Origin of the sequence: Burkholderia catarinensis, from assembly GCF_001883705.2 — a bacterium.
Taxonomy (GTDB): Bacteria; Pseudomonadota; Gammaproteobacteria; order Burkholderiales; family Burkholderiaceae; genus Burkholderia; species Burkholderia catarinensis.
The window spans coordinates 20,748-45,464 of the sequence record NZ_MDEQ02000029.1; the positions used below are offsets into that span (position 1 = coordinate 20,748).

Genomic DNA, 24,717 nt, shown 5'->3' on the forward strand with positions numbered 1-24,717 from the left:
TGGCATCGGTCGCTCGCGGCGACCGGATGCCGGCCGCTGCGATAGGTTAGGACGAGACTTCCGCGTCCGGGTGGAAATTCACCGGGCGCGCCGGCACGACCGTCGAGATGGCGTGCTTGTACACCATCTGGGTCACCGTATTACGGAGCAACACGACGTACTGGTCGAACGATTCAATGTTCCCTTGGAGCTTGATGCCGTTGACGAGGTAGATCGAAACGGGAACGTGCTCTTTGCGCAGTGCGTTCAAAAACGGGTCTTGTAACAATTGCCCTTTGTTGCTCATGGCGTACTCCATCTTTTTTTGCAGGTTGATCTGGATTGGCGACGAAGAAAAAGAGATCCGGCGCCAATCGCTACACTATAGCCGATTTTGCCTACCCAGCCCGGGGCATAGGCCTTGCGGCCTAGCCCTTGCGGGGCGTGCTTCAGCCCTTGTCCGCGTACGGGTTGTTCGACGAACGGAACTCTATTCGCAATGGAGTCCCGGTCAGCGAGAAAGTTTCGCGGAACCGGTTTTCCAGGTAGCGCTTGTACGTTTCCGTCACCGCGTCGAGCGCGTTACCGTGGATGACGATAAGCGGCGGATTCTGACCGCCCTGGTGCGCGTAGCGCAGCTTCGGGCGCACCGGGCCGCGACGGCGCGGCTGCTGGAACTCGACGGCCTCGATCAGCGCGCGTGTGAGCTTCGGCGTCGGCAGCTTCGCCATTGCCGCCGCGTACGCGTCGTCGACCGAGCGCATCAGCGTGCCGATACCCGTCTTCTTCGCGGCCGAAATGAAGTGCGATTTCGCGAAGTCGAGGAATTTCAGCTTGCGGGTCAAATCCGCTTTCGCACGATCGCGTGCGTGCTCGTCGAGCCCGTCCCACTTGTTGACGCCGATCACGAGCGCGCGGCCCTGCTCGACGACGAAGCCGGCGATGTGTGCGTCCTGGTCGGAAATGTCCTGCTGCGCATCCAGCAGAAGAATGACGACGTTCGCGTCGGAGATCGACTGCAGCGTCTTCACGACCGAGAACTTCTCGATCGCCTCGAACACCTTGCCGCGGCGCCGCAGGCCGGCCGTGTCGATCAGCGTGTATTTCTTGCCGTTCCGCTCGAAGTCGACGTAGATCGAGTCGCGGGTCGTGCCCGGCATGTCGAACGCGATCACGCGGTCCTCGCCGATCAGCGCGTTCACGAGTGTCGACTTGCCGACGTTCGGACGGCCGACGATCGCGATCTTGATGCCGCGCGACGGATCGTTCTCGTCCTCCTCCTCCGGCCGGTCCGCGTACGCGACCTCCAGCGCCTCGTTGATCATGTCGGTCACGCCGTCGCCGTGCGCGGCCGAGATCGCGCGCGGGTCGCCAAGCCCGAGCTCGTAGAACTCGGACGCAACCGACGTGTACTTCATCCCCTCGGCCTTGTTGACGACGAGGAAGATCGGCCGGCCGGTCTTGCGCAGGTAGTCGGCAATCGACTTGTCCTGCGGCGCGAGCCCGTTGCGGCCGTCGACGATGAACACGACGATATCGGCTTCCTCGACGGCTTGCCGCGTCTGGCGCGCCATCTCGTGCAGGATGCCGTCCTTCGCGACGGGCTCGAAGCCGCCCGTATCGACGACCAGGTACGGTCGCTCGCCGACCCGCCCTTCGCCGTAATGGCGATCGCGCGTGAGGCCCGGCAAGTCGGCGACCAGCGCATCGCGCGAGCGCGTGAGCCGGTTGAACAGCGTGGATTTCCCCACATTGGGGCGCCCAACAAGGGCAATGACCGGTTTCATCTGTGTTTTCTACGGTGAAGCGCAGCAGCGGGGGGCCCGCTGCTGCGGGCGGCTGCGCTGAATGAAAATATCACGAATTCGCGCCGCACCGGATGCGCGCGCCGGGCGCGCGTTGCGCGCCGTCGTCTTTCGTCTCGAACTGCCTTTCAAATACCGAGCGGCCGGGAACACCGGCCGCCTTCATGTCGCGCGGCCCGGGCGAGCGGGACAAGCCCGCCGCGCCGCGGCCGCGCATGTTTCTGCGCGTCAGCGCGGACGGAACCCGTACAGGCCGCCGTCCTTCGTCTGTACGACGAGCGTATTGCCCGCGAGGACCGGCGCCGCCGTAATCGCGCTGCCGTCCGTCTTCATCCGCGCGATGAAGCTGCCGTCTTCGCGCGACAGGAAGTGCACGAAGCCCTTGTAATCGCCCATCACGACCGCATGCCCGAGCAGGTACGGCACGCCGACGTCACGGCTCTTCAGCTTGTCGTTGCGCCAGAGCTGGTTGCCGGAGGCCGCGTCGTACGCCGTCACGACCGACCAGTCGTCGCCGCCTGCGACAACCGAATCGTCCTGCGCAAGACCGCTGCGGCTCGAGAACGCCTTTTCCCACAGCGGACGGCCCGAGTTCGCATCGAAGCAGCCGAGCTGACCCTGGAACGTCACCGCGCAGGCTTCCGCGCCCACGAGCGTCGGCGGCCCGCTGACGTCGTTGATGCGCTCGACCTCGGTCACGCCCTTCGGGAACGACACGGGCGTCTGCCAGAACGGCTCGCCCGTCTGCAGGTTGATCGCGACGAGGCCGCCGCCCGGGAAGCCCGCCAGCACCGCCGCGTCGCCCGCGAACGTCATGCCGGCCGACACGCGCAGGTTCAGCGGTACCGCACGGTTGCGGTAGTTCCACTTCTGCTCGCCCGTCTGTGCGTTGAACGCGATCACCTGGCCGTCGATCGTGCGGACGACCACGAGCCCGTTGCCGACGAGCGGCGGCGAGAAGATCTCGCCCTGCACGCTGGTCTTCCATAGTTGCTTGCCATCCGGACCCAGCACGAACACGCCACCCTTCAGCGCGCCGACCGCGGTCAGGTTGCCGTCGCTGCCGACACCGGCCGACAGGTCCGAACCGACCTTCGAGCGCCAGAGCGTCTGGCCCGTCTTCGCGTCGATCTTCTCGACCGAACCGTTTTCGCCCGCCGCGTAGACGGCGTCGCCCACGGCCACCGGCGAGAACAGGTAGCGTCCGCCCTTGCCGACGCTTGCCTTCCAGACCTGTTGCACGTCCATGACGGACTTGAACTCGGTGAGCGGCGTCGGCACGCGGCGCGCGTCCTTCGACGACGAGCAGGCCGCCAATGCCAGGACAGCCGCCGCGCAGGCAGCGGGCACAGCGTAACGTTTCAGCAAATTCATCGGTTAGCGAAGCAGAGTTAAGAGGTTAAGGGGGCCGGGATTCAGCCGCCGAGCGCGTCCAGCTTGAACTGCACGAGCTGGCGCGCAGACTGGTCGTCCTTCGACAGGCCGTCGAGCGCGAGCTTGTAAGCGGCGCGCGCATCGCCGGTCTTGCCTTGCGCGGCAAGCAGATCGCCACGGCGATCGGCCACGAGGCCCTTGAATGCATCGACCGGCGTACCCGACAGCAGCGCGAGGCCCGCGTCGTACGCCTTCTCGTCGAGCAGCAGCGAAGCGAGACGCAGCTTCGCGATCTGCTTGTACTCGTCGTCCTTGGCGTGATCGACAGCCCATTGCAACTGCGCCTTCGCGCCTGCCGCGTCGCCGGCCGCGTACAGCACCTTCGCGGCCGTGAGCGCCGTCATCTGCGCATACGGCGTGCTGCCGAACTTGTCTTCCATGTCGCCGGCCGCGCGGGCCATCGTCGCCTTGTCATTCGCGGCGGCTGCCTTCTGGACCTGCTCGTACAGCCCGGACGCCCCGGCGGCCTGACGGCGTTGCCAGTAGTTCCAGCCGTTGAAACCGGCCGCGACGACGAGCGCCGCGAGCACGATCCACGTGGTGAGGTTGCCCCAGCGGGCCCACCACGCCTTGAGACTTTCAATCGATTCTTGTTCGTCGTGATAACTCATCGGCGAGCGATTCCTTCCTGTTCAGGCCTTTTTTGTCGAGCGGATGCCGGCGCGATCAGTCGTCGCCGTCTTCGGCGGATGCAACCATCGCATTGATTAGGAATTCGGTCAAGCTTTCGACCGGTACGGTCTGCTGAACGTTCTTTTCCCCTTCTTCGCCTGCACCACGCAGCGCTTTCACGCCCACCGTGCCGTTCGCGACTTCCTCTTCACCGAAGATCACCGCGAACGCGGCGCCGCTCGCGTCGGCCCGCTTCATCTGCGACTTGAAGCTCGCCGTCGCGCCGTCAGCGCTGCAGTGGAAGATCACGTCGAGGCCCGTGTCGCGCAGGCGCTCGGCCGCGATGAACGCCTGTTCGCGCGCGGTCTCGCCCTGGTGCACGACGTACACGTCGACGCCTTCCTGCTCCGGCACGAGATCGTCTTCCTTCAGCAGTTCGAGGATGCGCTCGATGCCCATCGCCCAGCCGCATGCGGCGGTCGGCTTGCCGCCGAGTTGCTCGATCAGCGGATCGTAGCGGCCGCCGGCCGCGACCGTGCCCTGCGCACCGAGCTTGTCGGTCACCCACTCGAACACGGTCAGGTTGTAATAATCGAGGCCGCGCACGAGACGCGGGTTGATCTTGAACGGAATGTTGTTCGCGAGCAGCAGACGCTGCAGTCCGTCAAAATGCGCGCGCGATTCGTCGCCGAGGAAATCGATCAGCTTCGGCGCGTTCTGCGCGATCTCCTGCAGCGCGGGATTCTTCGTGTCGAGCACGCGCAACGGGTTCGTATACAGGCGGCGCTTCGCATCCTCGTCGAGCACGTCGGCGAACTGCTCGAGGTACTTGATCAGTTCGACGCGGTGCGCGGCACGCTCTTCGGCGAGGCCGAGCGAGTTGATCTCGAGCTTGATGCCGGTCAGGCCGAGGTCGTCCCACAGGCGCTGGCACATCATGATGATCTCGGCATCCGCATCGGGACCCGCGAAGCCGAGCGCCTCGACGCCGACCTGGTGGAACTGGCGATAGCGGCCGCGCTGCGGGCGCTCGTGGCGGAACATCGGGCCGATGTACCACAGGCGCTTCGGGCCGTCGTACAGCATGTTGTGCTCGATCGACGCGCGCACGACGGCCGCGGTGTTTTCCGGGCGCATCGTCAGGTTCTCGCCGTTCAGCGCGTCGGTGAAGCTGTACATCTCCTTCTCGACGATGTCCGTGACTTCGCCGATGCCGCGCGTGAAGAGTTGCGTGTGTTCGACGATCGGCGTGCGGATGTTCTGGTAGCCGTACGCGCGCAGCAGCGATTTCACGGTGGCTTCGAAGAACTCCCAAAGGCCGGCATCCTGCGGGAGGATGTCATTCATGCCCTTGACGCCGGTGAGCTTCTCGATCTTGCGTTTCTGTTCAGTCATCGTGTGTATGGACGAATTAATTCAGGGCCTCGGTGCGGCCGTAATTGCGTGCGACGTAGTCGCTGACGATCTGCTGGAATTCCTCGGCGATCCGCTCGCCGCGCAGCGTCTTGACCTTCTCGCCGTCGATGAAGACGGGAGCGGCCGGGTTTTCGCCCGAACCCGGCAGGCTGATGCCAATGTTCGCGTGCTTCGATTCGCCCGGGCCGTTGACGATGCAGCCCATCACCGCGACGTTCATCTTCTCGACGCCCGGATACTCCTTGCGCCAGGTGGGCATCTGCTCGCGCAGGTAGGTCTGGATCTGCATCGCGAGTTCCTGGAACAGCGTGCTCGTCGTACGACCGCAGCCCGGGCACGCGATCACCATCGGCGCGAACGAGCGCAGGCCCATCGTCTGGAGGATTTCCTGGCCGACGATCACCTCGCCCGTGCGCGACGCGCCCGGTTCCGGCGTCAGCGAGATGCGGATCGTGTCGCCGATCCCTTCCTGCAGCAGCACGCCGAGCGCTGCCGTCGATGCGACGATGCCCTTCGAGCCCATGCCGGCCTCGGTCAGCCCGAGGTGCAGCGCAAAGCCGCAGCGGCGGCCGAGCTCGCGGTACACGGCGATCAGGTCCTGCACGCCGCTGACCTTGCACGACAGCACGATGCGGTCGCGGCCGAGGCCCAGTTCGACTGCACGCTCGGCCGAGCCGATCGCCGACTGGATCAGCGCCTCGTACATCACGCTTTGCGCGTCCCACGGCTGCGAACGCGCGCCGTTCTCGTCCATCATGCGTGCGAGCAGGTCCTGGTCGAGGCTGCCCCAGTTCACGCCGATCCGCACGGCCTTGTCGTACCTGGCCGCGGCCTCGATCATCTGCGCGAACTGCGTATCGCGCTTCGCGCCCTGACCGACGTTGCCGGGATTGATCCGGTACTTCGACAGCGACTCCGCGCAGCCCGGGTAGTCGCGCAGCAGCAGGTGGCCGTTGTAATGAAAATCGCCGACGAGCGGCACGGTCACGCCCATCCGGTCGAGCTGCTCGCGGATCGCCGGCACGGCGGCCGCCGCCTCGGGCGTGTTGACCGTGATGCGCACCAGTTCGGAGCCCGCGTTCGCGAGTTCCTTGATCTGGATCGCCGTGCCGATCGCGTCGGCCGTATCGGTATTCGTCATCGACTGCACGCGCACCGGCGCGTCGCCGCCGATCGTCACGAGCTGCCCGCCCCAGCGGACATCCACCGCATGCGATACGCGGCGCGGCTGATGCCCGCCGAACACCGGCTCGGTTGAACAAATCTGACTGCTGCGTGGGGATTGAGCTTCGGATTGCATCGATAGATCCATTTACGCGGAATGCGCCGCGACGCGGCGCATGAATTGAAAAAGCGCCGTGCCCTCACGGCCTGCCGATATCGACGACAGGCGTTCGCCACGGCGCTTGACGTCAGGGCAACGTGAACCGCGCCACATTACCCCGCGCTGCCGAATATTTTGCCGGATCGACAGGCTTCCCGTCGAACGCAACCGCGTCGAGGCCCGCCTTGTTGCCGATCGTGACCTTGAACGGCCCGTCGCCGGCGACCTGCTTCGTCTCGCCGGCCCGCACCAGCGCCGAGAACAGCTCCTTGCCGTTCTTGTCGCGCACGCTGAACCAGCAATCCTGCTTGACCTTCAGTTCCACCATCGACTGGCCTGCCGCGACCACGACGCTCGCCGGCTGGGCCGGCGCAGCGGCGCTCGCCGCCGCCGGCGCCACGACAGGCTGCGATGCAACGGCGGCCACGACCGGTGCCGCGGGCGCCGGCGCCGCGGACGTAATCGGCTGCGTTGCCGCAGCGGACGTCGCAGCCGGGGCCGGAACCTCATTGGCGGCGACGGCCGACGCGCCGCTCGCAGCCGCCTCTTCGACGGAAGAAGACGATGCCGCCGGCGCGCTCGCGGCCGACGCATGCTCCGCGTCGCTGCCCTTGAAGCGCGCAAGCAGGCTCGACGAATCGCCGCCAGTGTGCCACATCAGTACTGCGACCACCGCGACGACGACGATCGCCGTTCCCCACAGCCACGGGTGCTGGCGCGACGAGCCGCCGAGCGGAATCGACACGCGGCCGCGCGGCAGATCCGTGCCCGACGATGCAGGCATCGACAGGTCGACTTCCGGCACCCCGCGCTCACGGCGCAGCGCCTGCGCGAACGGTTCCGGGTCGACGCCGAGCATCTTCGCGTAGCTGCGGACAACACCGAGCGCGAACGTCACGCCGGGCAAATGACTGATGTCGCCTGCCTCGAGCGCCCGGAGCTTCTGCGGTGCGACCTTGAGCCGCGCCGATACGTCGTCGACCGACCAGCCCTTCGTCTCCCGAAGCTGCGCCAGCCGGCTGCCGACCGCCGCCAGCGATTCCAGTCCCGCCGGTGCCGGCTTCGCGGCATTCGTCTCTGCGCCGTTAGACGGCTGCGGCTCACTCATCCTTGTCCTCGCGTCGATTCTTCTTCACTGGCGGCTGCCGCCAGCTCCCGCCGGCCGGCACCCGCAACTGTTCATACCATGCGCGGCGCCGTGGCACCGCGACCGATCGCTATTCGCGTGTTGTACCGCCCGAAGGTTCTGGCATCCCCGGCCAGGCGCCCCGACTAGGCGTCCCCGACTAGGCGCCCCCGTCAAACCGCCCGAACTTCGATGATTTTTCCTGCTGCGCCCGTTCGCTCCGCGAGGCGAGTGCGGTCCTTCACCGCGCCGGCCAGCTGGCCGCATGCGGCATCGATATCGTCGCCGCGCGTCTTGCGCACGGTCGTGACGACACCCGCGTCGATGAGGACCTGCGCAAAACGCTTGATCTGCTCCGGCTTCGAGCGGATGAGGCCCGATTCCGGAAACGGATTGAACGGGATCAAATTGAACTTGCACGGCACGTCGCGCGTGACGGCCAGCAGCTCGCGCGCATGCGCTTCGGTGTCGTTGACACCGTCCAGCATGCAGTATTCGAAAGTAATGAAGTCGCGCGGCGCGACTTTCAGATAGCGCTGGCACGCAGCCATCAGCTCACGAAGCGGATACTTCTTGTTGAGCGGCACCAGCTCGTCGCGCAGCGCATCGTTCGGCGCGTGCAGCGAAACGGCCAGCGCGACCGGCAATTCGGCGCCGAGGCGGTCCATCATCGGCACCACGCCGGAAGTCGACAGCGTGACGCGGCGGCGCGACAGGCCGTACGCGTTGTCGTCGAGCATCAGCCGCATCGCGGGCACGACCGCGCTGTAATTCAGGAGCGGCTCGCCCATGCCCATCATCACCACGTTGGTGACGACCCGTTCGGCCTTGCCGTTCGGGCCGGGCGCGCGGCCCAGCGACGCTCGCAGTGCAAATTCGGCCATCCGGAGCTGGCCGATGATTTCGGCTGTCGACAGGTTGCGGGAAAAGCCCTGCTTGCCCGTCGAACAGAAGCGGCAGTTGACCGCGCACCCAGCCTGCGACGACACGCACAGCGTGCCGCGCGTCTCTTCCGGGATGAACACGGTTTCGACCGCATTGCCGTTTCCGACGTCGATCAGCCACTTGCGCGTGCCGTCGGTGGAAACGTGATCGCTGGCGATGTCCGGCATCACGATCGACGCGCGGCCCTTGAGTTTCTCCCTCAGGGACTTCGCGAGATCGGTCATGCCGTCGAAATCGCCGGCGTTGTATTGGTGGATCCAGCGCTGCAACTGCTTGGCGCGGAACGGCTTCTCGCCCAGGCTGCCGCAGTACGCGACAAGACCCTCGGCATCGAAGTCGAGAAGATTGACGGAAGTTTCGCTCGTCATGATGTGCTGCCTTGCCGCGTGCGCTGAATCCTGCCTACTTGCTGTCAGCCAGGGCTTAGCGCGAGTAAACGTTCATTTCCGGGAAGAAGAACGCGACTTCGACCGCTGCCGTTTCCGCAGCGTCCGAGCCGTGAACGGCGTTCGCGTCGATGCTGTCGGCGAAGTCGGCGCGGATCGTGCCCGCTTCCGCCTTCTTCGGATCCGTTGCACCCATCAGGTCGCGGTTCTTCAGGATCGCGCCTTCACCTTCCAGAACCTGGATCATCACCGGGCCCGAGATCATGAAATCGACGAGGTCCTTGAAGAACGGACGCGCTGCGTGAACCGCGTAGAACTTCTCGGCGTCGGCACGCGACAGGTGGGCCATGCGCGATGCGATGATCTTCAGGCCGGCGCCTTCGAAACGGCTGTAGATCTGACCGATCACGTTCTTTGCCACCGCATCCGGCTTGATGATCGACAGGGTGCGCTCGATTGCCATAAAAACTCCAAAAAATTAAGAAGTTACAGGTTCAAATGAATCCGCTATTGTAGCACGATCCCGTGTATCATTGCGATTGAACCCTTACACGCATGAAAGGTTCAGAATCCCTATGTTTTGTGTCGCCGGCCATTGAAACCTCGTGGCACGGAACGTATCTTAGCCATAGCTGCCCCGGTTTGCTGCGCCGCACACCGCGCGCGCCGAACCGGCCCCGGACGCTCACGCGTTCAATGTTAGGAGAAACCATGAACGACTATCCGTACAATTTCGGCCGCGGCGGTTCCGTCAGCACCGCCGAGGTACGCAACCGCGTACTGCGGAACACGTACTGGCTGCTCGCGCTGTCGATGGTGCCGACCGTGCTGGGCGCCTGGGTCGGTGTCGCGACGGGCTTCTCGCTGTTCGCGGCCACGAGCCCGATGATGAGCCTGCTCGCGTTCTTCGCGATCGCGTTCGGCTTCATGTTCGCGATCGAGCGGACGAAGAACAGCGCCGCCGGCGTGTTCGTGCTGCTCGGCTTCACGTTCTTCATGGGCCTGATGCTGTCGCGGCTGCTGAGCTTCATCCTCGGCTTCTCGAACGGCCCGTCGCTGATCATGCTCGCGTTCGGCGGCACCGGCATCATCTTCGCCACGATGGCGACGATCGCCACCGTCAGCAAGCGAGACTTCTCGGGGCTCGGCAAGTGGCTGTTCATGGGCGTGATCGTGATCCTGCTCGCGTCGGTCGCGAATATCTTCCTGCAACTGCCGGCGCTGATGCTCACCGTGTCGGTACTCGCGATCGCGATCTTCTCCGCGTACATGCTGTTCGACGTCCAGCGCGTCGTGAACGGCGGCGAGACGAATTACATCTCGGCCACGCTCGCGATCTACCTCGACCTGTACAACGTGTTCACGAACCTGCTCGCGCTGCTCGGCATCTTCGGCGGCAACCGCAACTGACGTTCGCCACGCACCATGAAAAAACCGGCCCGCGGGCCGGTTTTTTTACGTCCGCCGCCCGGCTCAGTCGCGCTCGAACAGCGCGATCGATTCGACGTGCGACGTATTCGGGAACATGTTCACGACGCCTGCGCCCTTCAGCCGGTAGCCGGCCTCGTGCACGAGCAGGCCCGCGTCGCGCGCCAGCGTCGACGGGTTGCACGACACGTAGACGATGCGCTTGGGCAGCGGGCCTTCGCCGCTCTGCGCGATCTCGGCCAGCGCCTTCGACACCGCGAGCGCGCCTTCGCGCGGCGGGTCGATCAGGAACTTGTCGAATGCGCCGAGCGCACGGATGTCGTCGCCCGTCACTTCGAACAGGTTCCGGCATGCGAACGTCGTGTGGCCGTCGACACCGTTTTCGCGTGCATTCGCCAGCGCGCGCGTCGTCAGCGTTTCGCTGCCTTCGATGCCCACCACTTCGCGCGACAGCCGCGCGAGCGGCAGCGTGAAATTGCCGATCCCGCAGAACAGGTCGAGCACGCGCTCGTCGCGCGACGGCGCGAGCAGGCGCAGCGCACGGCCCACCAGCACGCGGTTGATCTGATGGTTGACCTGCGTGAAGTCGGTCGGCTTGAACGGCATGCGGATACCGAATTCCGGCAGCGTGTAGTCGAGCGACACGTCGAGCGGATAGAACGGCGTCACCGTGTCGGGGCCCTTCGGCTGCAACCAGAACTGCACCTTGTGCTCGTCCGCGAACGCGCGCAGCAATGCTTCGTCGTCCGCGTTGATCGGCTCCAGCACGCGCAGCACGAGCGCAGTGACCTCCGAGCCGACCGCGAGCTCGATCTGCGGCATCCGATCGCGGATCGACAGCCCCTCGACGAGCCGGCGCAGCGGCACGAGCATCGCCGACACGTGCGGCGGCAGCACTTCGCAGCTCGTCATGTCGGCGACGTAGCTGCTCTTCTTCTCGTGGAACCCGACCAGCACGCCGCCCTTCTTCGCCACGTCGCGCACGGTCAGGCGCGCACGATAGCGATAGCCCCACGACGGCCCGTGGATCGGCGCGAACATCGTTTCCGCGCGCAGCTTCGCCAGGTGCCACAGGTTGTCTTCGAGCACCCGCTGCTTGACCGCCACCTGCGCGCGCATGTCGAGATGTTGCATCGAGCAGCCGCCGCAGGTGCCGAAGAACTTGCATTTCGGCTGCGTGCGCATCACGCTCGGGCGCAGAATGTCGACAACCGTCGCCTGCTCGTAGCTCGGCTTGCGGCGGTAGCTCGAATAGGTCACGCGCTCGCCCGGCAGCGCACCTTCGACGAAGATGACCTTGCCCGGCTCGCCGTCCTCGGTGATCGTGCGGCCGACACCGCGGGCTTCCATGTCGAGCGATTCGATCTCGAGAACCGGGGCGATCCCGGGCGCGACGGGCGCATTTTTCGACTTGCGCGCAGAAGTGGGGACGGCTTCGGACACCAGCTTTTCCTGACAAACGTTGAAGAAGGCGAGATTGTAGACGACGAAGGCCCGCATCGCCCGCTTTGCTTGGGACGCGGGCTCATACTGAAGCATAGACGGCCCTGCATCGCGCCGGAATCGACCGGCAGAGTCGATCGGGACCGGCCTGCAGCCCGAAATCCGCCCGACAGGAGTTTCCACCATGCAGCTGATCGACTGGAACATTCAATGGGGTCGGGACGCGGACGGCGTTGTCGACCTTTCGCGCACCGTCGCGGCAATCCGCCGGCTCGGCGACTTCGACGTGCTGTGCCTGCAGGAGGTCACGCGCGGTTTCGGTGCATTGCCCGGCCAGCCCGGCCCCGACCAGTTCGCCGAACTGGCGGCGCTGCTGCCCGGCCATACGATCATCGAAGCAATCGGCGCCGACCTGCCGGCCATCGAATCCGGCGCGCCGCGCCGCCAGTTCGGCAATGCGATCGCGACCCGGCTGCCGGTCGGCCGCGTGCTGCGCCAGTTGCTGCCGTGGCCGGCCGACGCCGGCGCGCCGTCGATGCCGCGCGTCGCGCTCGACGTCGAGCTGCAGGCACCTTTCGGGCCGCTGCGCGTGGTCACCACGCATCTGGAATACTATTCGGCGCGCCAGCGGCTTGCGCAGGCCGATGCGCTGCGCGATCGGCATCGCGAGGCCTGCGCGCATGCGGAACGGCCGGCGCCCGCCGAAACCGCCGAGGGGCCGTTCAGCGCGACAGGCCAGCCGCGCGATGCGATCGTCTGCGGCGATTTCAACAGCGCGTTCGGCAGCGATGCCTACTGCCGCTTCCTGGAGCCGATCGCGGACGCTCCACGCTTCATCGACGCCTGGGTCGCGCGGCACCCCGGCCGCACGCCGCCACCGACGGCCGGCGTCTACGATACGGTGCAATGGTCGGAGGGGCCGCTCGCGTGCGATTTCGTGTTCGTGACCGAAACGCTGCTGCCGCGCGTCATGCGCTGCGAGATCGACGGCGACGTGCGTGCGTCGGATCACCAGCCGGTGCTGCTCGAACTCGCCTGATCGCGCCGGCCGCGGCGCGGCCGGCCCGCGCTACGCGTCGAAACCGGCCAGGTATTCGGCCCAGTGCGACGCCGGCTCCTGCGCAAGCGAGTTCTTCACGAGCAGGATCTCGTCCGCATACTCGCTCGGCGTCAGGCCGCCGCGCATCAACTGGAACCGGCAATACAGCAGGTACGTATTGACGACGTCGGTTTCGCAATAGTTGCGGATTTCCTCGATCCGGCCGGCCTGGAACGCCGGCCACACCTGGCTGCCGTCCATCCCGAGCTTGCCCGGAAAGCCGCACAGCTTCGCGAGCGCGTCGAGCGGCGCGTTCGCGCGCGCCTGATACATCGCGAGCACGTCCATCAGATCGGTATGCCGCGAGTGATAGCGCGAGATGTAGTTGTTCCACTTGAATTCGCGGTCGTCCTCGCCGAGATCCCAGTAGCGGGTCGCGGGGATGCCGTGCACGAGCGCGCGGTAATTGAGCACCGGCAGATCGAAGCCGCCGCCGTTCCACGACACGAGCTGCGGCGTGTATTTCTCGATCACGCGGTAGAACGACTGGACCAGCGTCGCCTCGTTGTCCTGCGGCGTGCCGAGCGAGCGCACGCGAAAACCGTTGTTGTCGCGGAACACGCACGAGATCGCCGCGATCCGCTGCAGATGGTGCGGCAGGAAATCGCCGCCGGTCTTCTCGCGGCGTGCGGCGAATGCATGCTCGGCCACCGCGGCATCGTCGAGCGTCGCGGGCAGGTCTTCCAGGCGGCGAATGCCGTCGACATCGGGAATCGTCTCGATGTCAAAAACAAGAATCGGAGTCATCAGTTACAGAACGGCGTCCTTGCGCACGCCGTTGGAGGCAAAGAACCGCTTGAGGCGCACCAGCGCTTCCTGCTGGATCTGCCGCACGCGCTCGCGCGTGAGCCCCATCTCGTCGGCCAGCTCCTCGAGCGTCGCCGGTTCGATGTGGTTCAGGCCGAAGCGGCGCTCGATCACATGCCGATGCTTGTCGGACAGCCGCGACAGCCACGCGCGCGTCAGCGTTTCGAGCTCGCGGTGCTGCACCTCGGCGTCGGGTGACTGGCTCTGGTCGTCGGGCAGCAGGTCGAGCAGGCTGCTCGCGGGATCGAGATCGAGCGGCGCGTCGAGCGACGCCGTGTGCTCGTTGAGCGCGAGGATATCGGTGACTTCCTCGGCGGTCTTGCCGGTGAGATAGGCGATGTCGTCGATGCTGGCTTCGCGGCGTTCGGCCGCCTCGCCCGTCGACATCGAATTCTTTTCAAGGTGGCGCTTCGCGCGCAGCACCTGGTTCAGTTCGCGGATCACGTGCACGGGCAGGCGCACCGTGCGGGCCTGGTTCATGATCGCCCGCTCGATGCTCTGCCGGATCCACCACGTCGCATAGGTCGAGAAACGGAAACCGCGCGTCGGGTCGAATTTCTCGATCGCGTGCATCAGGCCGAGGTTGCCTTCCTCGATCAGGTCGAGCAGCGGCACGCCGCGGTTCAGATACCCCTTGGCGATACTGACGACGAGACGCAGGTTGCGCTCGATCATCACCTGCCGCGCCTCGAATTCGCCAGCCTTGGCGAGACGGGAATAGCGCTGCTCCTCCTCGACGGTCAGCAGCGGCTTCACGCTGATGCGGTTCAGGTAATGCTGGATCGTGTCGGCCGTGAGCTCGGCCTGCAGCAGCGTGCGGAAATCGTCGACATCGGGCGCTGCTTCCGAGCGGCCTTCGCGCTCGTCGTCGCCACCGTCGGCCTCGGCGTCGCGCGCCTCGAGATCACGGTCGTTTTCCGCGACGTCGTCTTCGTCGTCCGTCGAAGCACCAGCTCGCCCCACCGATGCTTGCGTGGCACGACTGATTTTCTCAGACTCGGCTTGCGGCTCGTGGCGCTTCGATTTCGGCATGGTCGTCTCGGTTATTGAGGCGGCAAATACTTCAGCGGATCGACAGGCTTACCCTGCCGGCGAACCTCGAAATGCAGCATCACGCGGTCGGAATCGCTGTTACCCATCTCGGCGATCTTCTGCCCCTTCGTTACCGCGTCCCCCTCTTTTACCATCAAAGCGCGATTATGTGCATACGCCGTGAGGTAAGTTGCATCGTGTTTGATGATAATGAGGTTGCCGTAGCCGCGCAGGCCGCTGCCGGAGTAGACGACACGGCCGTCGGCCGCCGCTTTCACGGGCTCGCCGGCCGCGCCGCCGATGTTGACACCCTTGTTCTTCGCGTCGTCGAACCCGTTCAGAACGGGACCGCGCGCGGGCCACGCGAACGTCACGGGGCCGCTCGGGGCCGCCGCCGTGTCGCTCGATCCGGTGGCCGCTGCCGGCGCCGGCGCGAGCGTGGACGACGTGCCGGCAGCCGGCGTCGCGGGGCCGCTGCTCAGCGGCGCGGTCGCGACGGCGGCGCCCGCGATCGGCGCGGCGGCCGGTGCGCCCGCAACCGCGGCGCCGCCCGGCGGCGCGACGCGCAGCAACTGGTCGACCTCGATCTGGTTCGGGTTCGACAGGTTGTTCCACGACGCGATGTCGCGATAGTTCTGCCCGTTCTCGAGCGCAATCCGGTACAGCGTGTCGCCCGGCTTCACACGGTAGAAGCCAGGCGGCGGCGGGCCGAGCGGCACCGCGGGCTGCGCGGTGGCGGTCGAGCCGAGCGACCCGGAGCGGTCGACGACGGGCGCGTTGTCGAGCCGCGTCGCACAGGCAGCCAGTAGCGTGGAGAACGCAGCCACACAGATCGCGCGCTGGGCGAGCGTGAGCGGTTCCCTGGATCGGTTGTTTTGCATCGCGCGCAACATACTCATCGGTTTCAAATCACTCCGGATTTTAAAGGGACAAAGAAAACGCGATCAAGCCGTGACTCTCGCCATTGCGCGTGCGCGACGCGCTCGACGAGCGTGAGCACCTGGTGCTGCCCGCTCTGCGCGCCGACCGGCGCGACGAGCCGCCCGCCGATCGCGAGCTGCTCGAGCAGCGCCTGCGGCACGTCGAGCCCCGCCGCCGCGATCACGATCGCGTCGAACGGGGCCGCGGACGGCAGACCGACACGCCCGTCGCCGTAGTGCAGACGGATGTTCGGCACGCGCAGCGGCCGCAGGTTCAGCTTCGCGCGCTCGTAGAGCGGCTTGATGCGTTCAATCGAATACACGTCGCGTGCCACGTGGCTCAGCACGGCGGCCTGATAGCCGCAGCCCGTGCCGATCTCGAGGACGCGCTCGAGCGTGCGGCCGGCCATCGCGAGCTCGATCATGCGCGCGACGACCGACGGCTTTGAAATCGTCTGGTGGTGGCCGATGGGCAACGCGGAATCCTCATAGGCCTGCGTCGCGAGCCCCGGATCCACGAACATGTGGCGCGGCACCGCGGCCATCGCATCCAGCACGCGTGCGTCGGTCACGCCGTTCGCGCGCAGCCGTTCGACCATCCGCTCGCGCACACGTTCCGACGTGAGCGCGAACGCGCCGGCCGGCGCGACGCTCGGCGCAGCCGGCTTCGGCAGCGCGGGCTTCAGCGCAGTCGGCTTCGGCGCGGTCGCAGGCTTCGCGGCGGCCGGACCGGGCAACGTCGTTCGCACGGCAGCAGGCTTCACCGCAACCGGTTTCAGCACGGCCGCGGGCTTGTCGGCGGCCTTCGGCGCCGAGACCGCCGCATGGCGTTCGCCGGCCCGACCCTCCGACTTGCGTGGCGCTCGCTTGAGATCTTCGAGCGCGAGCGGGAACCGCTTCGCGCGCTCGCCGCTCATGAGGCCCGCCCTCCGGCGCGCGCCCATTCGCGCGTCGCGGGCAGCATCTGCGTATGCGTGAGGTCGAGCTGCAGCGGCGTGATCGACACGAAACCGTTTGCCACCGCGTGGAAATCGGTTCCGTCGCTCGCGTCCAGCGCCGCGCCCGCCGCACCGATCCAGTACACCGGCTCGCCGCGCGGGTCGGTCTGGCGAATCACCGGCTGCGACGGATGACGCTTGCCGAGGCGCGTGACCTTCCAGCCCTTCAGCTCGTCGTACGGCAGGTTCGGAATATTGACGTTCAGCAGCGGCTGGCCCGGCAGCGGATGCGCGAGGTAGTGCTCGACGATTTCCGCGGCGACGCGCGCGGCGTCCGCCAGATGGGCCCAGCCCTTGTCGGCCAGCGAGAATGCGATGGCCGGAACGCCGAACATGATGCCTTCGGTGGCGGCTGCAACTGTCCCCGAATAGAGCGTGTCTTCGCCCATGTTCTGGCCGTTGTTGATCCCGGAAACGACGAGGTCCGGCCTGGCGTCGGTCATCCCCGTCAACGCGACGTGCACCGAATCGGTCGGCGTGCCGTTCACGTAGAAGAAACCCGTACCCGCAGCGCGCTGCACCGACAGCGGCCGCGACAACGTGAGGGAATTCGACGCGCCGCTGCAGTTCTGCTCGGGCGCGATCACCGTGAGCTCGGCCAGCGGCCGCAGCGCTTCGCTGAGCGCGGCGAGACCGGGGGCGAGATAGCCGTCGTCGTTGCTGAGTAGGATTCGCATCCGGCGATTGTAACCGAGGAAAGATGGCGCGAGAGCGACAGTCCGGCCGCCGCGGACGCACGGGCGGGCGCATGCGCGCACGATGCGCCGCCGCATTGCGCGGCGGCGTTCTGCACTCAGATCGTACCCGCGTCGCGCAGTGCGGCAATCGCCTGCGCGTCGTAGCCGAGGCCGCGCAGCACCTCATCCGTATGCTCGCCGAGTTCGGGCCCGAGCCAGCGCGTTTCGCCCGGCGTATCCGACAGCTTCGGCGTGATGTTCGGCAGCGGAATGTCGGTGCCGTCAGGCAGCTTGAAGCGCTGGATCATCTGCCGTGCGACGAACTGCGGATCGGTGAACATGTCCGCGGCACTGTAGATGCGCCCGGCCGGCACGTCGGCCGCGTTGAGCACGACGAGCGCGTCGTCGATCGTGCGCGGCGCGAGCCACGCGGCAATCGCGTCGTCGATCTCCTGCGTGCGCGGCACGCGCCCGTCGTTGCGTGCAAGCGCGGGATCGTCGGCGAGGTCGTCGCGCTCGATCGCCTTCATCAGCCGCTTGAAGATCGGATCGCTGTTGCCGCCGATCACGATGCTGCCGTCGCGGCACGCATACGTATTCGACGGGACGATGCCCGGCAGCGACGCGCCGGTGCGCTCGCGCACCATCCCGTACACGCCGTATTCGGGCACCACGCTTTCCATCATGTTGAAGACGGCTTCGTACAGTGCAACGTCGACCACCTGCCCCGCACCGCCGTTGACCTTGCGGTGATGGAGCGCCATCAGCGCGCCGATCACGCCGTGCAGCGCGGCGATCGAATCGCCGATCGAGATGCCGATGCGCGGCGGCGGCAGATCGGGATAGCCGGTGATGTGACGCAGCCCGCCCATCGATTCGGCGATCGCGCCGAAGCCGGGCCGGTCGCGGTACGGGCCCGTCTGCCCGTAGCCGGACAGGCGCACCATCACGAGGCCCGGGTTGTCGGCCGACAGCACGTCGTAGCCGAGCCCGAGCTTTTCGAGCAGGCCCGGACGGAAGTTCTCGATCACGATGTCGGCCTCGCTCGCGAGTTGCCTCGCGATCGCCTTGCCGGCATCGGCTTTCAGATTGAGCGTGACCGATTTCTTGTTGCGCGCCTGGACGGACCACCACAGCGACGTGCCGCCCTGCTCCGGGTGGAGCTTGCGCCACTTGCGCAGCGGGTCGCCGCCGTTCGGATCCTCGATCTTGATCACTTCCGCGCCGAATTCGGCGAACAACCGCGACGCGAACGGTCCCGCGATCAGCGTTCCGAATTCGAGCACTTTGACGCCCGCGAGCGGGCCCTGGCTGGTGCTCATGTGTCTCCCTGGCATGAGGACGGCGCCGCCTGCCGGCGGCGCCCGGCTTACATCGTGCGGCGGTCGAGCATCGCGCGGGCGATGGTGCCAGCGTCGACGTATTCGAGCTCGCCGCCCACTGGCACGCCGCGCGCGAGGCGCGTGACCGCGAGCCCGCGCGCCTTCAGCGTCTGGCCGAGGTAGTGCGCGGTGGCTTCACCCTCGTTCGTGAAGTTGGTCGCGAGCACGACTTCCTTGACGATTCCGTCGGACGCACGCCGCACGAGGCGGTCGAAATGGATTTCCTTCGGGCCGATCCCGTCCAGCGGGCTCAGTCGCCCCATCAGCACGAAATACAGCCCGCGGTAAGTCATCGTCTGCTCGAGCATGATCTGGTCGGCAGGCGTCTCGACGACGCACAGCAGCGTCGGATCACGCTCCTCGTCGCTGCAGACCTCGCAGATCTGCGCTTCGGTGAACGTGTTGCACTTCTCGCAGTGCTGCAGGTGCTCGGTCGCGAACAGCAGCGACCGGCCGAGCCGCTCCGCGCCCTCCCGGTCGTGCTGCATCAGGTGGACCGCCATGCGCTGCGCGGATTTCGGCCCGACGCCGGGCAGCACGCGCAATGCTTCGACGAGAGCGGACAGGGCGGACGGCTGTTTCATACGGCGGCAAAAAGTGGCACGGACGCCGCGCTCAGAACGGCAGCTTGAAGCCCGGGGGCAGCGGCAGGCCCGACGTCATGCCGCTCATCTTTTCCTGCGACGTCGCTTCGGCCTTGCGCACGGCGTCGTTGACCGCGGCGGCGACGAGATCCTCGAGCATGTCCTTGTCGTCGGCGAGCAGGCTCGGGTCGATCGACACGCGGCGCACTTCGTTGCGGCACGTCATCGTCACCTTGACGAGACCCGCCCCTGACTGCCCTTCGACTTCGATCAGCGCAAGCTGCTCCTGCATCTTCTTCATGTTTTCCTGCATTTGCTGCGCTTGCTTCATCAGTCCGGCGAGGTTGCCTTTCAACATGGGAATACTCCTTCTTGATCGTGTGAAAACCGGCACGCGGCGCGTGCCGGCCAATGTGTGCGGGCGTGATTGTGCCTGTCGCGGTGCGCTCGGTTCAATGCAGCGTCGGCGGCGGGCCGTCCGGCGCCGAATCGGCGAGCGGTCGCACCGAGCCCTCGACGATGCGTGCACCGAAGTCGCGCACGAGCTGCTGGACGAACGGATCGCCGTGAATCTCCTGCTCGGCCTCGCGCTGGCGTGCCGCGCGCGCGGCCGCATCGAGCGCCGCCGCCGTGCGCCGTGCGGGCCCGACCTCGACAGCCACCTCGACCGGCTTGCCGAGCGCGTCGGCGAGCGCAGCCTTCAGCTTCGCCACCTGTGCGGCCTCTGCATACTGCGGCACCGGTACGGAAAGTTTCAACGTGGTCGCATCGACGGCCGTCAGTTCGCTGTTGAACGCGAGCTGGTACGCGACACCCTTCAGCGGCAGCCGCGCGGCCAGTGCCGGCCACTCGCCGTCGAAGCCGACCGGATCAAGCGCGACCGCAGGCGGCAACGGACGCGTGTCGACCGGTGCGGCCGGACGGGTTTCGGCCAGCTTCGGCGTCACGCGCACATCGTCGGGACCGCTGTCGAACACGGGAACGAAGCCATCGTCGGAGCCGCCGAACATCTCGTCGGCGCTGAGCGGCACGTAATCGTCCGGCGGGATGTCCTCCCACGGCGGCGAAGCCTGGCGCGAATCGGCCGCCTGCGGCGCGCGGGCGGCCGCGCGCGGCGTCGGCACCTGAACGGCGGGACGCGGTGCGACGGGCTTCTCGGCGGCCGGCTGGGCTGCCGGTTTCGGCGCGGCGCCTGCCCGCGCACGGTCGGACGACACGCGCATCCCCGCATTGCGCAGCACATCGAGCGCGGCGGCGGCACCGCCTGCGCGCACTGACGGGCGCGCGGCAGGCTCGGGCGGCGCAGCGCGCGGCGCCGGTTCGGCCGGCGCAGCCGGTTCGTCGTTCCGCTGCGCAACGGCAACCGAGGCAGCCGCAGGCGGCTCCGGTTCGTTGCGGGCGGGTGGCGGCATATCGCCGGCCGGTGCCGATTGCGGCATCGCATCCGTTTCCGGCTGCGGCTGCGGCTGCGGCGTTTCGATAACGGGTGCATCAGCCGAGGCCGGCGCGGATGCCTGGACGGCACGCGGCTTCACGGCCGGCAGGCCGGCTTCGTCGCCGGACTGCGCCGGCGCTGAACGCGCAACCGGCGCAGCCGGTGCGGCAGCCTGCGGACGCACTGCCTCCGCGGGCGCGGCCGATACCGGCTTCGCCGCAGCGGCCGATGCCGCGGCCGGGCGCGGACTCGGCACGGCACGCGGCACGGACGGCTGGCCGCCCGGCGCACTGCCGGCGGCAACGGCCGGCTCGAACGCGAGCATCCGCAGCAGCGTCATCGTGAAGCCGGCGTATTCGTCCGGTGCCAGGCCGAGCTCCGCGCGACCGACCGTCGCGATCTGATAGAACAGTTGAACCTGTTCGGGGCTCAGCGTCTCCGCGAAGCGGCGCAGGTCGGCCGCTTCCGGCCATTCGTCGAGCACCGAGCCCGGCGCGAACTGCGCCCATGCAATCCGGTGCAGCAGGCTCGCGAGATCCTGCAGCGCGGTCGAGAACGACAGGCTACGCAGCGACATCTCGTCGGCAATCGCGAGGATTTCCGGGCCGCTGCCACCCGCGAGCGAGTCGAGCAGGCGCACCATGTAGGTCTGGTCGAGCGCGCCGAGCATGCCCGACACGGCCGACTCGGTCACCTCGTTCGCCGAATAGGCGATCGCCTGGTCGGTGAGCGACAGCGCGTCGCGCATGCTGCCTTGCGCCGCGCGTGCGAGCAGGCGCAGCGCCTGCGGCTCGAACGTGATCTGCTCTTCGCCGAGGATCCGTTCGAGATGCGACACGATGTGCCCGGCCGGCATCTGCTTCAGGTTGAACTGCAGGCAGCGCGACAGCACGGTGACGGGAATTTTCTGCGGATCGGTCGTCGCGAGGATGAACTTGACGTGCGGCGGCGGCTCCTCGAGCGTCTTCAGCATCGCGTTGAACGCGTGATTCGTCAGCATGTGCACTTCGTCGATCATGTAGACCTTGAAGCGCGCATCGACGGGTGCGTACACCGCGCGCTCCAGCAGAGCGGCCATCTCGTCGACGCCGCGGTTGCTCGCGGCATCCATCTCGACGTAATCGACGAAACGCCCTTCGTCGATCTCGCGACAGGCACGGCACACGCCGCACGGCTGCGACGTGACGCCGGTTTCACAGTTGAGCGCCTTCGCGAAGATCCGCGACAGTGTCGTCTTGCCGACACCGCGGGTTCCGGTAAACAGATAGGCGTGATGGAGACGCCCGCCGTCGAGCGCGTGCGTGAGCGCCCTGACAACGTGCTCCTGGCCGACGAGCGAAGCGAAATCCTTCGGACGCCACTTGCGTGCGAGAACTTGATAGGTCATCGAGAAATTGTATCAGTAACGCTGCGTCGCGCCGACACGCGAAACGGTGCGGAAGACGGGCAAAGTGCAGGTCAAACGGAGTGTGGTGCAGAAATAAAAAACGCCCGGCGAACGGGGCGAGAAGGAAGGTGACGAGCCTGACCCTCGGCACTGGCGGAAAACGATTGTGGCTGCTTCGTTCCCGACCTGACCAGGTTCACCGCCCCACCATGCGAGGAGGCCCGTCACGGCATATTCTATCACCGCTTCCGGACGAATGCGACCGTTTGTTCGCACCAATGCGAATATGGCCGGGTAAACGGGCGCGGATCGGGCCGCCCGAATCGCATGCGTGCCCGCCCCCTTGTAATTTGCGGGCCGGCCTCCACCTGCAGGACACAACGGTCGAACGTCGCGTCGTACCCCTACTCGCGAAACGGCTACTATCGCCGCCCGCAGCAGATAGCAATTTAGGCTAATATGACGCCCGAACGACCCGCGAGCCGCGGCATGCAGCGCTTACGCCCCTCCTTTCCGGAGAGCGGGGTGGCCTGCCGCAGCGGCCGGCAGCCAGCGGCGGCCGGTACGCTGCAACGCGCAAGCAGGCAGTCCCCGAACCGTAAGAGGTATTGACCCAATGAGCGAACAGATCAAACACATCAGCGACGCATCGTTCGAACAGGACGTCGTCAAGTCCGACAAGCCCGTGCTCGTCGATTTCTGGGCCGAATGGTGCGGCCCGTGCAAGATGATCGCGCCGATCCTCGACGAAGTCGCGAAGGACTACGGCGACAAGCTGCAGATCGCGAAGATCAACGTCGACGACAACCAGGCAACGCCCGCGAAGTTCGGCGTGCGCGGCATCCCGACGCTGATCCTGTTCAAGAACGGCGCGGCCGCCGCGCAGAAGGTCGGCGCGCTGTCGAAGTCGCAGCTCACCGCATTCCTGGACAGCCACCTGTAATACCGGCAGTTCCGCGGACGTGTTGTCAACTGGCAACACGTCCGTCGTCAAGCCGCCGATCGGCCGCTCAAGCGTGAATCGGCCTATGCTAGAATTAAAAAACGTCACAAGACGCATTTAAGTCTCTGAGCGCCTCCGCTCGCCCTCCTCCCTTTATTTCTTTCGTCGTCTCCTCCCTGGCGGGTTCTCCGTATGCATTTATCCGAGCTCAAGTCTCTGCACGTCTCCGAACTGATCGAAATGGCCAATGGCCTCGAGATCGAAAACGCGAACCGCCTGCGCAAGCAGGAGTTGATGTTCGCCATTCTTAAAAAGCGTGCCAAGACGGGAGAGACGATCTTCGGCGACGGTACGCTCGAAGTGCTGCCGGACGGCTTCGGCTTCCTGCGCTCACCGGAAATGTCGTACCTGGCGAGCACCGACGACATCTATATCAGCCCGTCGCAGATCCGCCGCTTCAACCTGCACACCGGCGACACCATCGAAGGTGAAGTCCGTACGCCGAAGGACGGCGAGCGCTACTTCGCGCTGGTGAAGGTCGACAAAGTCAACGGGCAGCCGCCCGAGGCCTCGAAACACAAGATCATGTTCGAGAACCTCACGCCGCTGCACCCGAACAAGCCGCTGTCGCTCGAACGCGAAATGCGCGGCGAAGAGAATGTCACGGGCCGCATCATCGACATGATCGCGCCGATCGGCAAGGGCCAGCGCGGCCTGCTCGTCGCGTCGCCGAAGTCGGGCAAGACCGTGATGCTCCAGCACATCGCGCACGCGATCAAGCAGAACCATCCGGACGTGATCCTGTTCGTGCTGCTGATCGACGAGCGCCCGGAAGAAGTGACCGAAATGCAGCGCTCGGTCGCCGGCGAAGTGATCGCGTCGACGTTCGACGAACCAGCCACGCGCCACGTCCAGGTCGCCGAAATGGTGATCGAGAAGGCCAAGCGCCTCGTCGAAATGAAGCACGACGTCGTGATCCTGCTCGACTCGATCACGCGTCTCGCACGCGCATACAACACCGTGATCCCGGCATCGGGCAAGGTGCTGACGGGCGGTGTCGACGCGAACGCGCTGCAGCGCCCGAAGCGCTTCTTCGGCGCGGCGCGCAACATCGAGGAAGGCGGTTCGCTGACGATCATCGGCACCGCGCTGATCGAAACCGGCAGCCGCATGGACGACGTGATCTACGAAGAGTTCAAGGGCACCGGCAATATGGAAGTGCACCTTGAGCGCCGCCTCGCGGAAAAGCGCGTGTATCCGTCGATCAACCTGAACAAGTCGGGCACGCGTCGCGAGGAAATGCTGATCAAGCCCGAGATCCTTCAGAAGATCTGGGTGCTGCGCAAGTTCATCCACGACATGGACGAAGTCGAAGCAATGGAATTCCTGCTCGACAAGATCCGCCAGACGAAGAGCAACTCCGAGTTCTTCGACCTGATGCGCCGCGGCGGCTGATCGCCCCCGCCCGCAACGAACGGCCGCCCGCGCAGCTTGCCCGGCGGCCGTTTTTCGGCCCCAACCTGAACGTGAACGTATAGGTTGACCTATAATCGCG

General features: G+C 66.3%; 23 protein-coding genes and 1 other RNA gene. 4 read left to right on the top strand and 20 right to left on the bottom strand.

The genetic code is table 11. The features are described from left to right. Positions 1-46 precede the first annotated feature (46 nt). The 9 genes from hfq to ndk all read right to left on the bottom strand — a co-directional run bounded on the left by hfq (position 47) and on the right by ndk (position 9,490). On the bottom strand, positions 47-286 hold the full coding sequence (hfq, locus tag BFF94_RS31645; RefSeq protein WP_014896913.1) for an RNA chaperone Hfq: 240 nt from the start codon (positions 284-286) through the stop codon (positions 47-49). 142 nt (positions 287-428) lie between these two features. Further along, positions 429-1,766: a ribosome biogenesis GTPase Der gene (gene der / locus BFF94_RS31650; protein ID WP_128841883.1), complete on the bottom strand. Its 1,338-nt coding sequence runs from the start codon at positions 1,764-1,766 to the stop codon at positions 429-431. Between the two features lie 246 nt (positions 1,767-2,012). Then, complete coding sequence (gene bamB, locus BFF94_RS31655; RefSeq protein ID WP_128841882.1) at positions 2,013-3,158, bottom strand: outer membrane protein assembly factor BamB; 1,146 nt, start codon at positions 3,156-3,158, stop codon at positions 2,013-2,015. A 41-nt stretch (positions 3,159-3,199) separates the two neighbouring features. After that, positions 3,200-3,829 (bottom strand): tetratricopeptide repeat protein, encoded by a 630-nt coding sequence (locus BFF94_RS31660; protein WP_128841881.1) that lies wholly within the window; start codon positions 3,827-3,829, stop codon positions 3,200-3,202. A 55-nt stretch (positions 3,830-3,884) separates the two neighbouring features. Beyond that, positions 3,885-5,225 carry a histidine--tRNA ligase gene (gene hisS / locus BFF94_RS31665; RefSeq protein WP_128841880.1) on the bottom strand — a complete coding sequence of 447 codons (1,341 nt, stop codon included), beginning with the start codon at positions 5,223-5,225 and terminating at the stop codon, positions 3,885-3,887. A 16-nt stretch (positions 5,226-5,241) separates the two neighbouring features. Next, positions 5,242-6,546 carry a flavodoxin-dependent (E)-4-hydroxy-3-methylbut-2-enyl-diphosphate synthase gene (ispG, locus tag BFF94_RS31670; RefSeq protein WP_128841879.1) on the bottom strand — a complete coding sequence of 435 codons (1,305 nt, stop codon included), beginning with the start codon at positions 6,544-6,546 and terminating at the stop codon, positions 5,242-5,244. 112 nt (positions 6,547-6,658) lie between these two features. Then, positions 6,659-7,678 carry a helix-turn-helix domain-containing protein gene (locus BFF94_RS31675; RefSeq protein WP_219140228.1) on the bottom strand — a complete coding sequence of 340 codons (1,020 nt, stop codon included), beginning with the start codon at positions 7,676-7,678 and terminating at the stop codon, positions 6,659-6,661. A 191-nt stretch (positions 7,679-7,869) separates the two neighbouring features. Then, a complete protein-coding gene (gene rlmN / locus BFF94_RS31680; RefSeq protein ID WP_011549686.1) occupies positions 7,870-9,009 on the bottom strand; it encodes a dual-specificity RNA methyltransferase RlmN in 1,140 nt (379 codons plus the stop codon). A 55-nt stretch (positions 9,010-9,064) separates the two neighbouring features. Beyond that, positions 9,065-9,490: a nucleoside-diphosphate kinase gene (gene ndk, locus BFF94_RS31685; protein ID WP_128844257.1), complete on the bottom strand. Its 426-nt coding sequence runs from the start codon at positions 9,488-9,490 to the stop codon at positions 9,065-9,067. Positions 9,491-9,738: 248 nt separating this feature from the next. On the opposite strand from ndk, the gene BFF94_RS31690 reads away from it, so the two are divergent. Beyond that, entirely contained in the window at positions 9,739-10,437 is a 699-nt protein-coding gene (locus tag BFF94_RS31690; protein ID WP_006484459.1) for a Bax inhibitor-1/YccA family protein, read from the top strand. Between the two features lie 63 nt (positions 10,438-10,500). On the opposite strand, the gene rlmD is transcribed toward BFF94_RS31690, so the two are convergent. Continuing rightward, positions 10,501-11,898 (bottom strand): 23S rRNA (uracil(1939)-C(5))-methyltransferase RlmD, encoded by a 1,398-nt coding sequence (gene rlmD, locus BFF94_RS31695; protein ID WP_128844265.1) that lies wholly within the window; start codon positions 11,896-11,898, stop codon positions 10,501-10,503. Between the two features lie 184 nt (positions 11,899-12,082). Here rlmD and BFF94_RS31700 point away from each other — a divergent pair, with 184 nt between their 5' ends. Beyond that, a complete protein-coding gene (locus BFF94_RS31700; RefSeq protein WP_219140229.1) occupies positions 12,083-12,937 on the top strand; it encodes an endonuclease/exonuclease/phosphatase family protein in 855 nt (284 codons plus the stop codon). 30 nt (positions 12,938-12,967) lie between these two features. Here the strand turns inward: BFF94_RS31700 and BFF94_RS31705 are convergent, their stop codons facing one another. From BFF94_RS31705 to ffs, 10 genes are all read right to left on the bottom strand, one after another. Next, positions 12,968-13,744 carry a 3'-5' exonuclease gene (locus tag BFF94_RS31705; protein WP_128844259.1) on the bottom strand — a complete coding sequence of 259 codons (777 nt, stop codon included), beginning with the start codon at positions 13,742-13,744 and terminating at the stop codon, positions 12,968-12,970. A 3-nt stretch (positions 13,745-13,747) separates the two neighbouring features. After that, positions 13,748-14,836: an RNA polymerase sigma factor RpoS gene (gene rpoS / locus BFF94_RS31710; protein WP_128844262.1), complete on the bottom strand. Its 1,089-nt coding sequence runs from the start codon at positions 14,834-14,836 to the stop codon at positions 13,748-13,750. Between the two features lie 11 nt (positions 14,837-14,847). Beyond that, positions 14,848-15,735, bottom strand: coding sequence for a peptidoglycan DD-metalloendopeptidase family protein (locus tag BFF94_RS31715; RefSeq protein WP_219140230.1), 888 nt, complete (start codon positions 15,733-15,735; stop codon positions 14,848-14,850). Between the two features lie 5 nt (positions 15,736-15,740). Next, on the bottom strand, positions 15,741-16,673 hold the full coding sequence (locus BFF94_RS31720) for a protein-L-isoaspartate(D-aspartate) O-methyltransferase (RefSeq protein ID WP_219140231.1): 933 nt from the start codon (positions 16,671-16,673) through the stop codon (positions 15,741-15,743). Next, a complete protein-coding gene (gene surE, locus BFF94_RS31725; RefSeq protein ID WP_128847047.1) occupies positions 16,670-17,431 on the bottom strand; it encodes a 5'/3'-nucleotidase SurE in 762 nt (253 codons plus the stop codon). Before surE ends, BFF94_RS31720 begins: the two co-directional genes overlap by 4 nt. Before the next feature lie 116 nt (positions 17,432-17,547). After that, the gene (locus BFF94_RS31730) at positions 17,548-18,753 is read right to left on the bottom strand and encodes a CaiB/BaiF CoA transferase family protein (protein ID WP_128847050.1); all 1,206 of its coding nucleotides are present in this window, start codon (positions 18,751-18,753) and stop codon (positions 17,548-17,550) included. A gap of 47 nt (positions 18,754-18,800) precedes the next feature. Further along, complete coding sequence (recR, locus tag BFF94_RS31735; protein WP_034181272.1) at positions 18,801-19,397, bottom strand: recombination mediator RecR; 597 nt, start codon at positions 19,395-19,397, stop codon at positions 18,801-18,803. Between the two features lie 31 nt (positions 19,398-19,428). After that, on the bottom strand, positions 19,429-19,755 hold the full coding sequence (locus BFF94_RS31740) for a YbaB/EbfC family nucleoid-associated protein (protein ID WP_043188249.1): 327 nt from the start codon (positions 19,753-19,755) through the stop codon (positions 19,429-19,431). A 94-nt stretch (positions 19,756-19,849) separates the two neighbouring features. Continuing rightward, complete coding sequence (locus tag BFF94_RS31745) at positions 19,850-22,219, bottom strand: DNA polymerase III subunit gamma/tau (RefSeq protein ID WP_219140232.1); 2,370 nt, start codon at positions 22,217-22,219, stop codon at positions 19,850-19,852. A 127-nt stretch (positions 22,220-22,346) separates the two neighbouring features. Next, an RNA gene (gene ffs, locus BFF94_RS31750) (signal recognition particle sRNA small type) lies at positions 22,347-22,445 on the bottom strand. A 390-nt stretch (positions 22,446-22,835) separates the two neighbouring features. Here ffs and trxA point away from each other — a divergent pair. After that, complete coding sequence (gene trxA, locus BFF94_RS31755; RefSeq protein WP_006402348.1) at positions 22,836-23,162, top strand: thioredoxin TrxA; 327 nt, start codon at positions 22,836-22,838, stop codon at positions 23,160-23,162. Between the two features lie 192 nt (positions 23,163-23,354). Further along, positions 23,355-24,617, top strand: a complete 1,263-nt coding sequence (gene rho, locus BFF94_RS31760; RefSeq protein WP_006478662.1) for a transcription termination factor Rho — start codon at positions 23,355-23,357, stop codon at positions 24,615-24,617. Positions 24,618-24,717: the final 100 nt, after the last annotated feature.

Coding starts and splice junctions, on each gene's coding strand:
- hfq (WP_014896913.1), bottom strand. CDS start 286: ATGAGCAACAAAGGGCAATTGTTACAAGACCCGTTTTTGAACGCACTG.
- BFF94_RS31720 (WP_219140231.1), bottom strand. CDS start 16,673: ATGAGCGGCGAGCGCGCGAAGCGGTTCCCGCTCGCGCTCGAAGATCTC.
- ndk (WP_128844257.1), bottom strand. CDS start 9,490: ATGGCAATCGAGCGCACCCTGTCGATCATCAAGCCGGATGCGGTGGCA.
- BFF94_RS31700 (WP_219140229.1), top strand. CDS start 12,083: ATGCAGCTGATCGACTGGAACATTCAATGGGGTCGGGACGCGGACGGC.
- trxA (WP_006402348.1), top strand. CDS start 22,836: ATGAGCGAACAGATCAAACACATCAGCGACGCATCGTTCGAACAGGAC.
- BFF94_RS31690 (WP_006484459.1), top strand. CDS start 9,739: ATGAACGACTATCCGTACAATTTCGGCCGCGGCGGTTCCGTCAGCACC.
- BFF94_RS31740 (WP_043188249.1), bottom strand. CDS start 19,755: ATGTTGAAAGGCAACCTCGCCGGACTGATGAAGCAAGCGCAGCAAATG.
- rlmN (WP_011549686.1), bottom strand. CDS start 9,009: ATGACGAGCGAAACTTCCGTCAATCTTCTCGACTTCGATGCCGAGGGT.
- bamB (WP_128841882.1), bottom strand. CDS start 3,158: ATGAATTTGCTGAAACGTTACGCTGTGCCCGCTGCCTGCGCGGCGGCT.
- hisS (WP_128841880.1), bottom strand. CDS start 5,225: ATGACTGAACAGAAACGCAAGATCGAGAAGCTCACCGGCGTCAAGGGC.
- BFF94_RS31730 (WP_128847050.1), bottom strand. CDS start 18,753: ATGAGCACCAGCCAGGGCCCGCTCGCGGGCGTCAAAGTGCTCGAATTC.
- recR (WP_034181272.1), bottom strand. CDS start 19,397: ATGAAACAGCCGTCCGCCCTGTCCGCTCTCGTCGAAGCATTGCGCGTG.
- surE (WP_128847047.1), bottom strand. CDS start 17,431: ATGCGAATCCTACTCAGCAACGACGACGGCTATCTCGCCCCCGGTCTC.
- ispG (WP_128841879.1), bottom strand. CDS start 6,546: ATGCAATCCGAAGCTCAATCCCCACGCAGCAGTCAGATTTGTTCAACC.
- rho (WP_006478662.1), top strand. CDS start 23,355: ATGCATTTATCCGAGCTCAAGTCTCTGCACGTCTCCGAACTGATCGAA.
- der (WP_128841883.1), bottom strand. CDS start 1,766: ATGAAACCGGTCATTGCCCTTGTTGGGCGCCCCAATGTGGGGAAATCC.
- BFF94_RS31660 (WP_128841881.1), bottom strand. CDS start 3,829: ATGAGTTATCACGACGAACAAGAATCGATTGAAAGTCTCAAGGCGTGG.
- BFF94_RS31715 (WP_219140230.1), bottom strand. CDS start 15,735: ATGAGTATGTTGCGCGCGATGCAAAACAACCGATCCAGGGAACCGCTC.
- BFF94_RS31705 (WP_128844259.1), bottom strand. CDS start 13,744: ATGACTCCGATTCTTGTTTTTGACATCGAGACGATTCCCGATGTCGAC.
- BFF94_RS31675 (WP_219140228.1), bottom strand. CDS start 7,678: ATGAGTGAGCCGCAGCCGTCTAACGGCGCAGAGACGAATGCCGCGAAG.
- BFF94_RS31745 (WP_219140232.1), bottom strand. CDS start 22,219: ATGACCTATCAAGTTCTCGCACGCAAGTGGCGTCCGAAGGATTTCGCT.
- rpoS (WP_128844262.1), bottom strand. CDS start 14,836: ATGCCGAAATCGAAGCGCCACGAGCCGCAAGCCGAGTCTGAGAAAATC.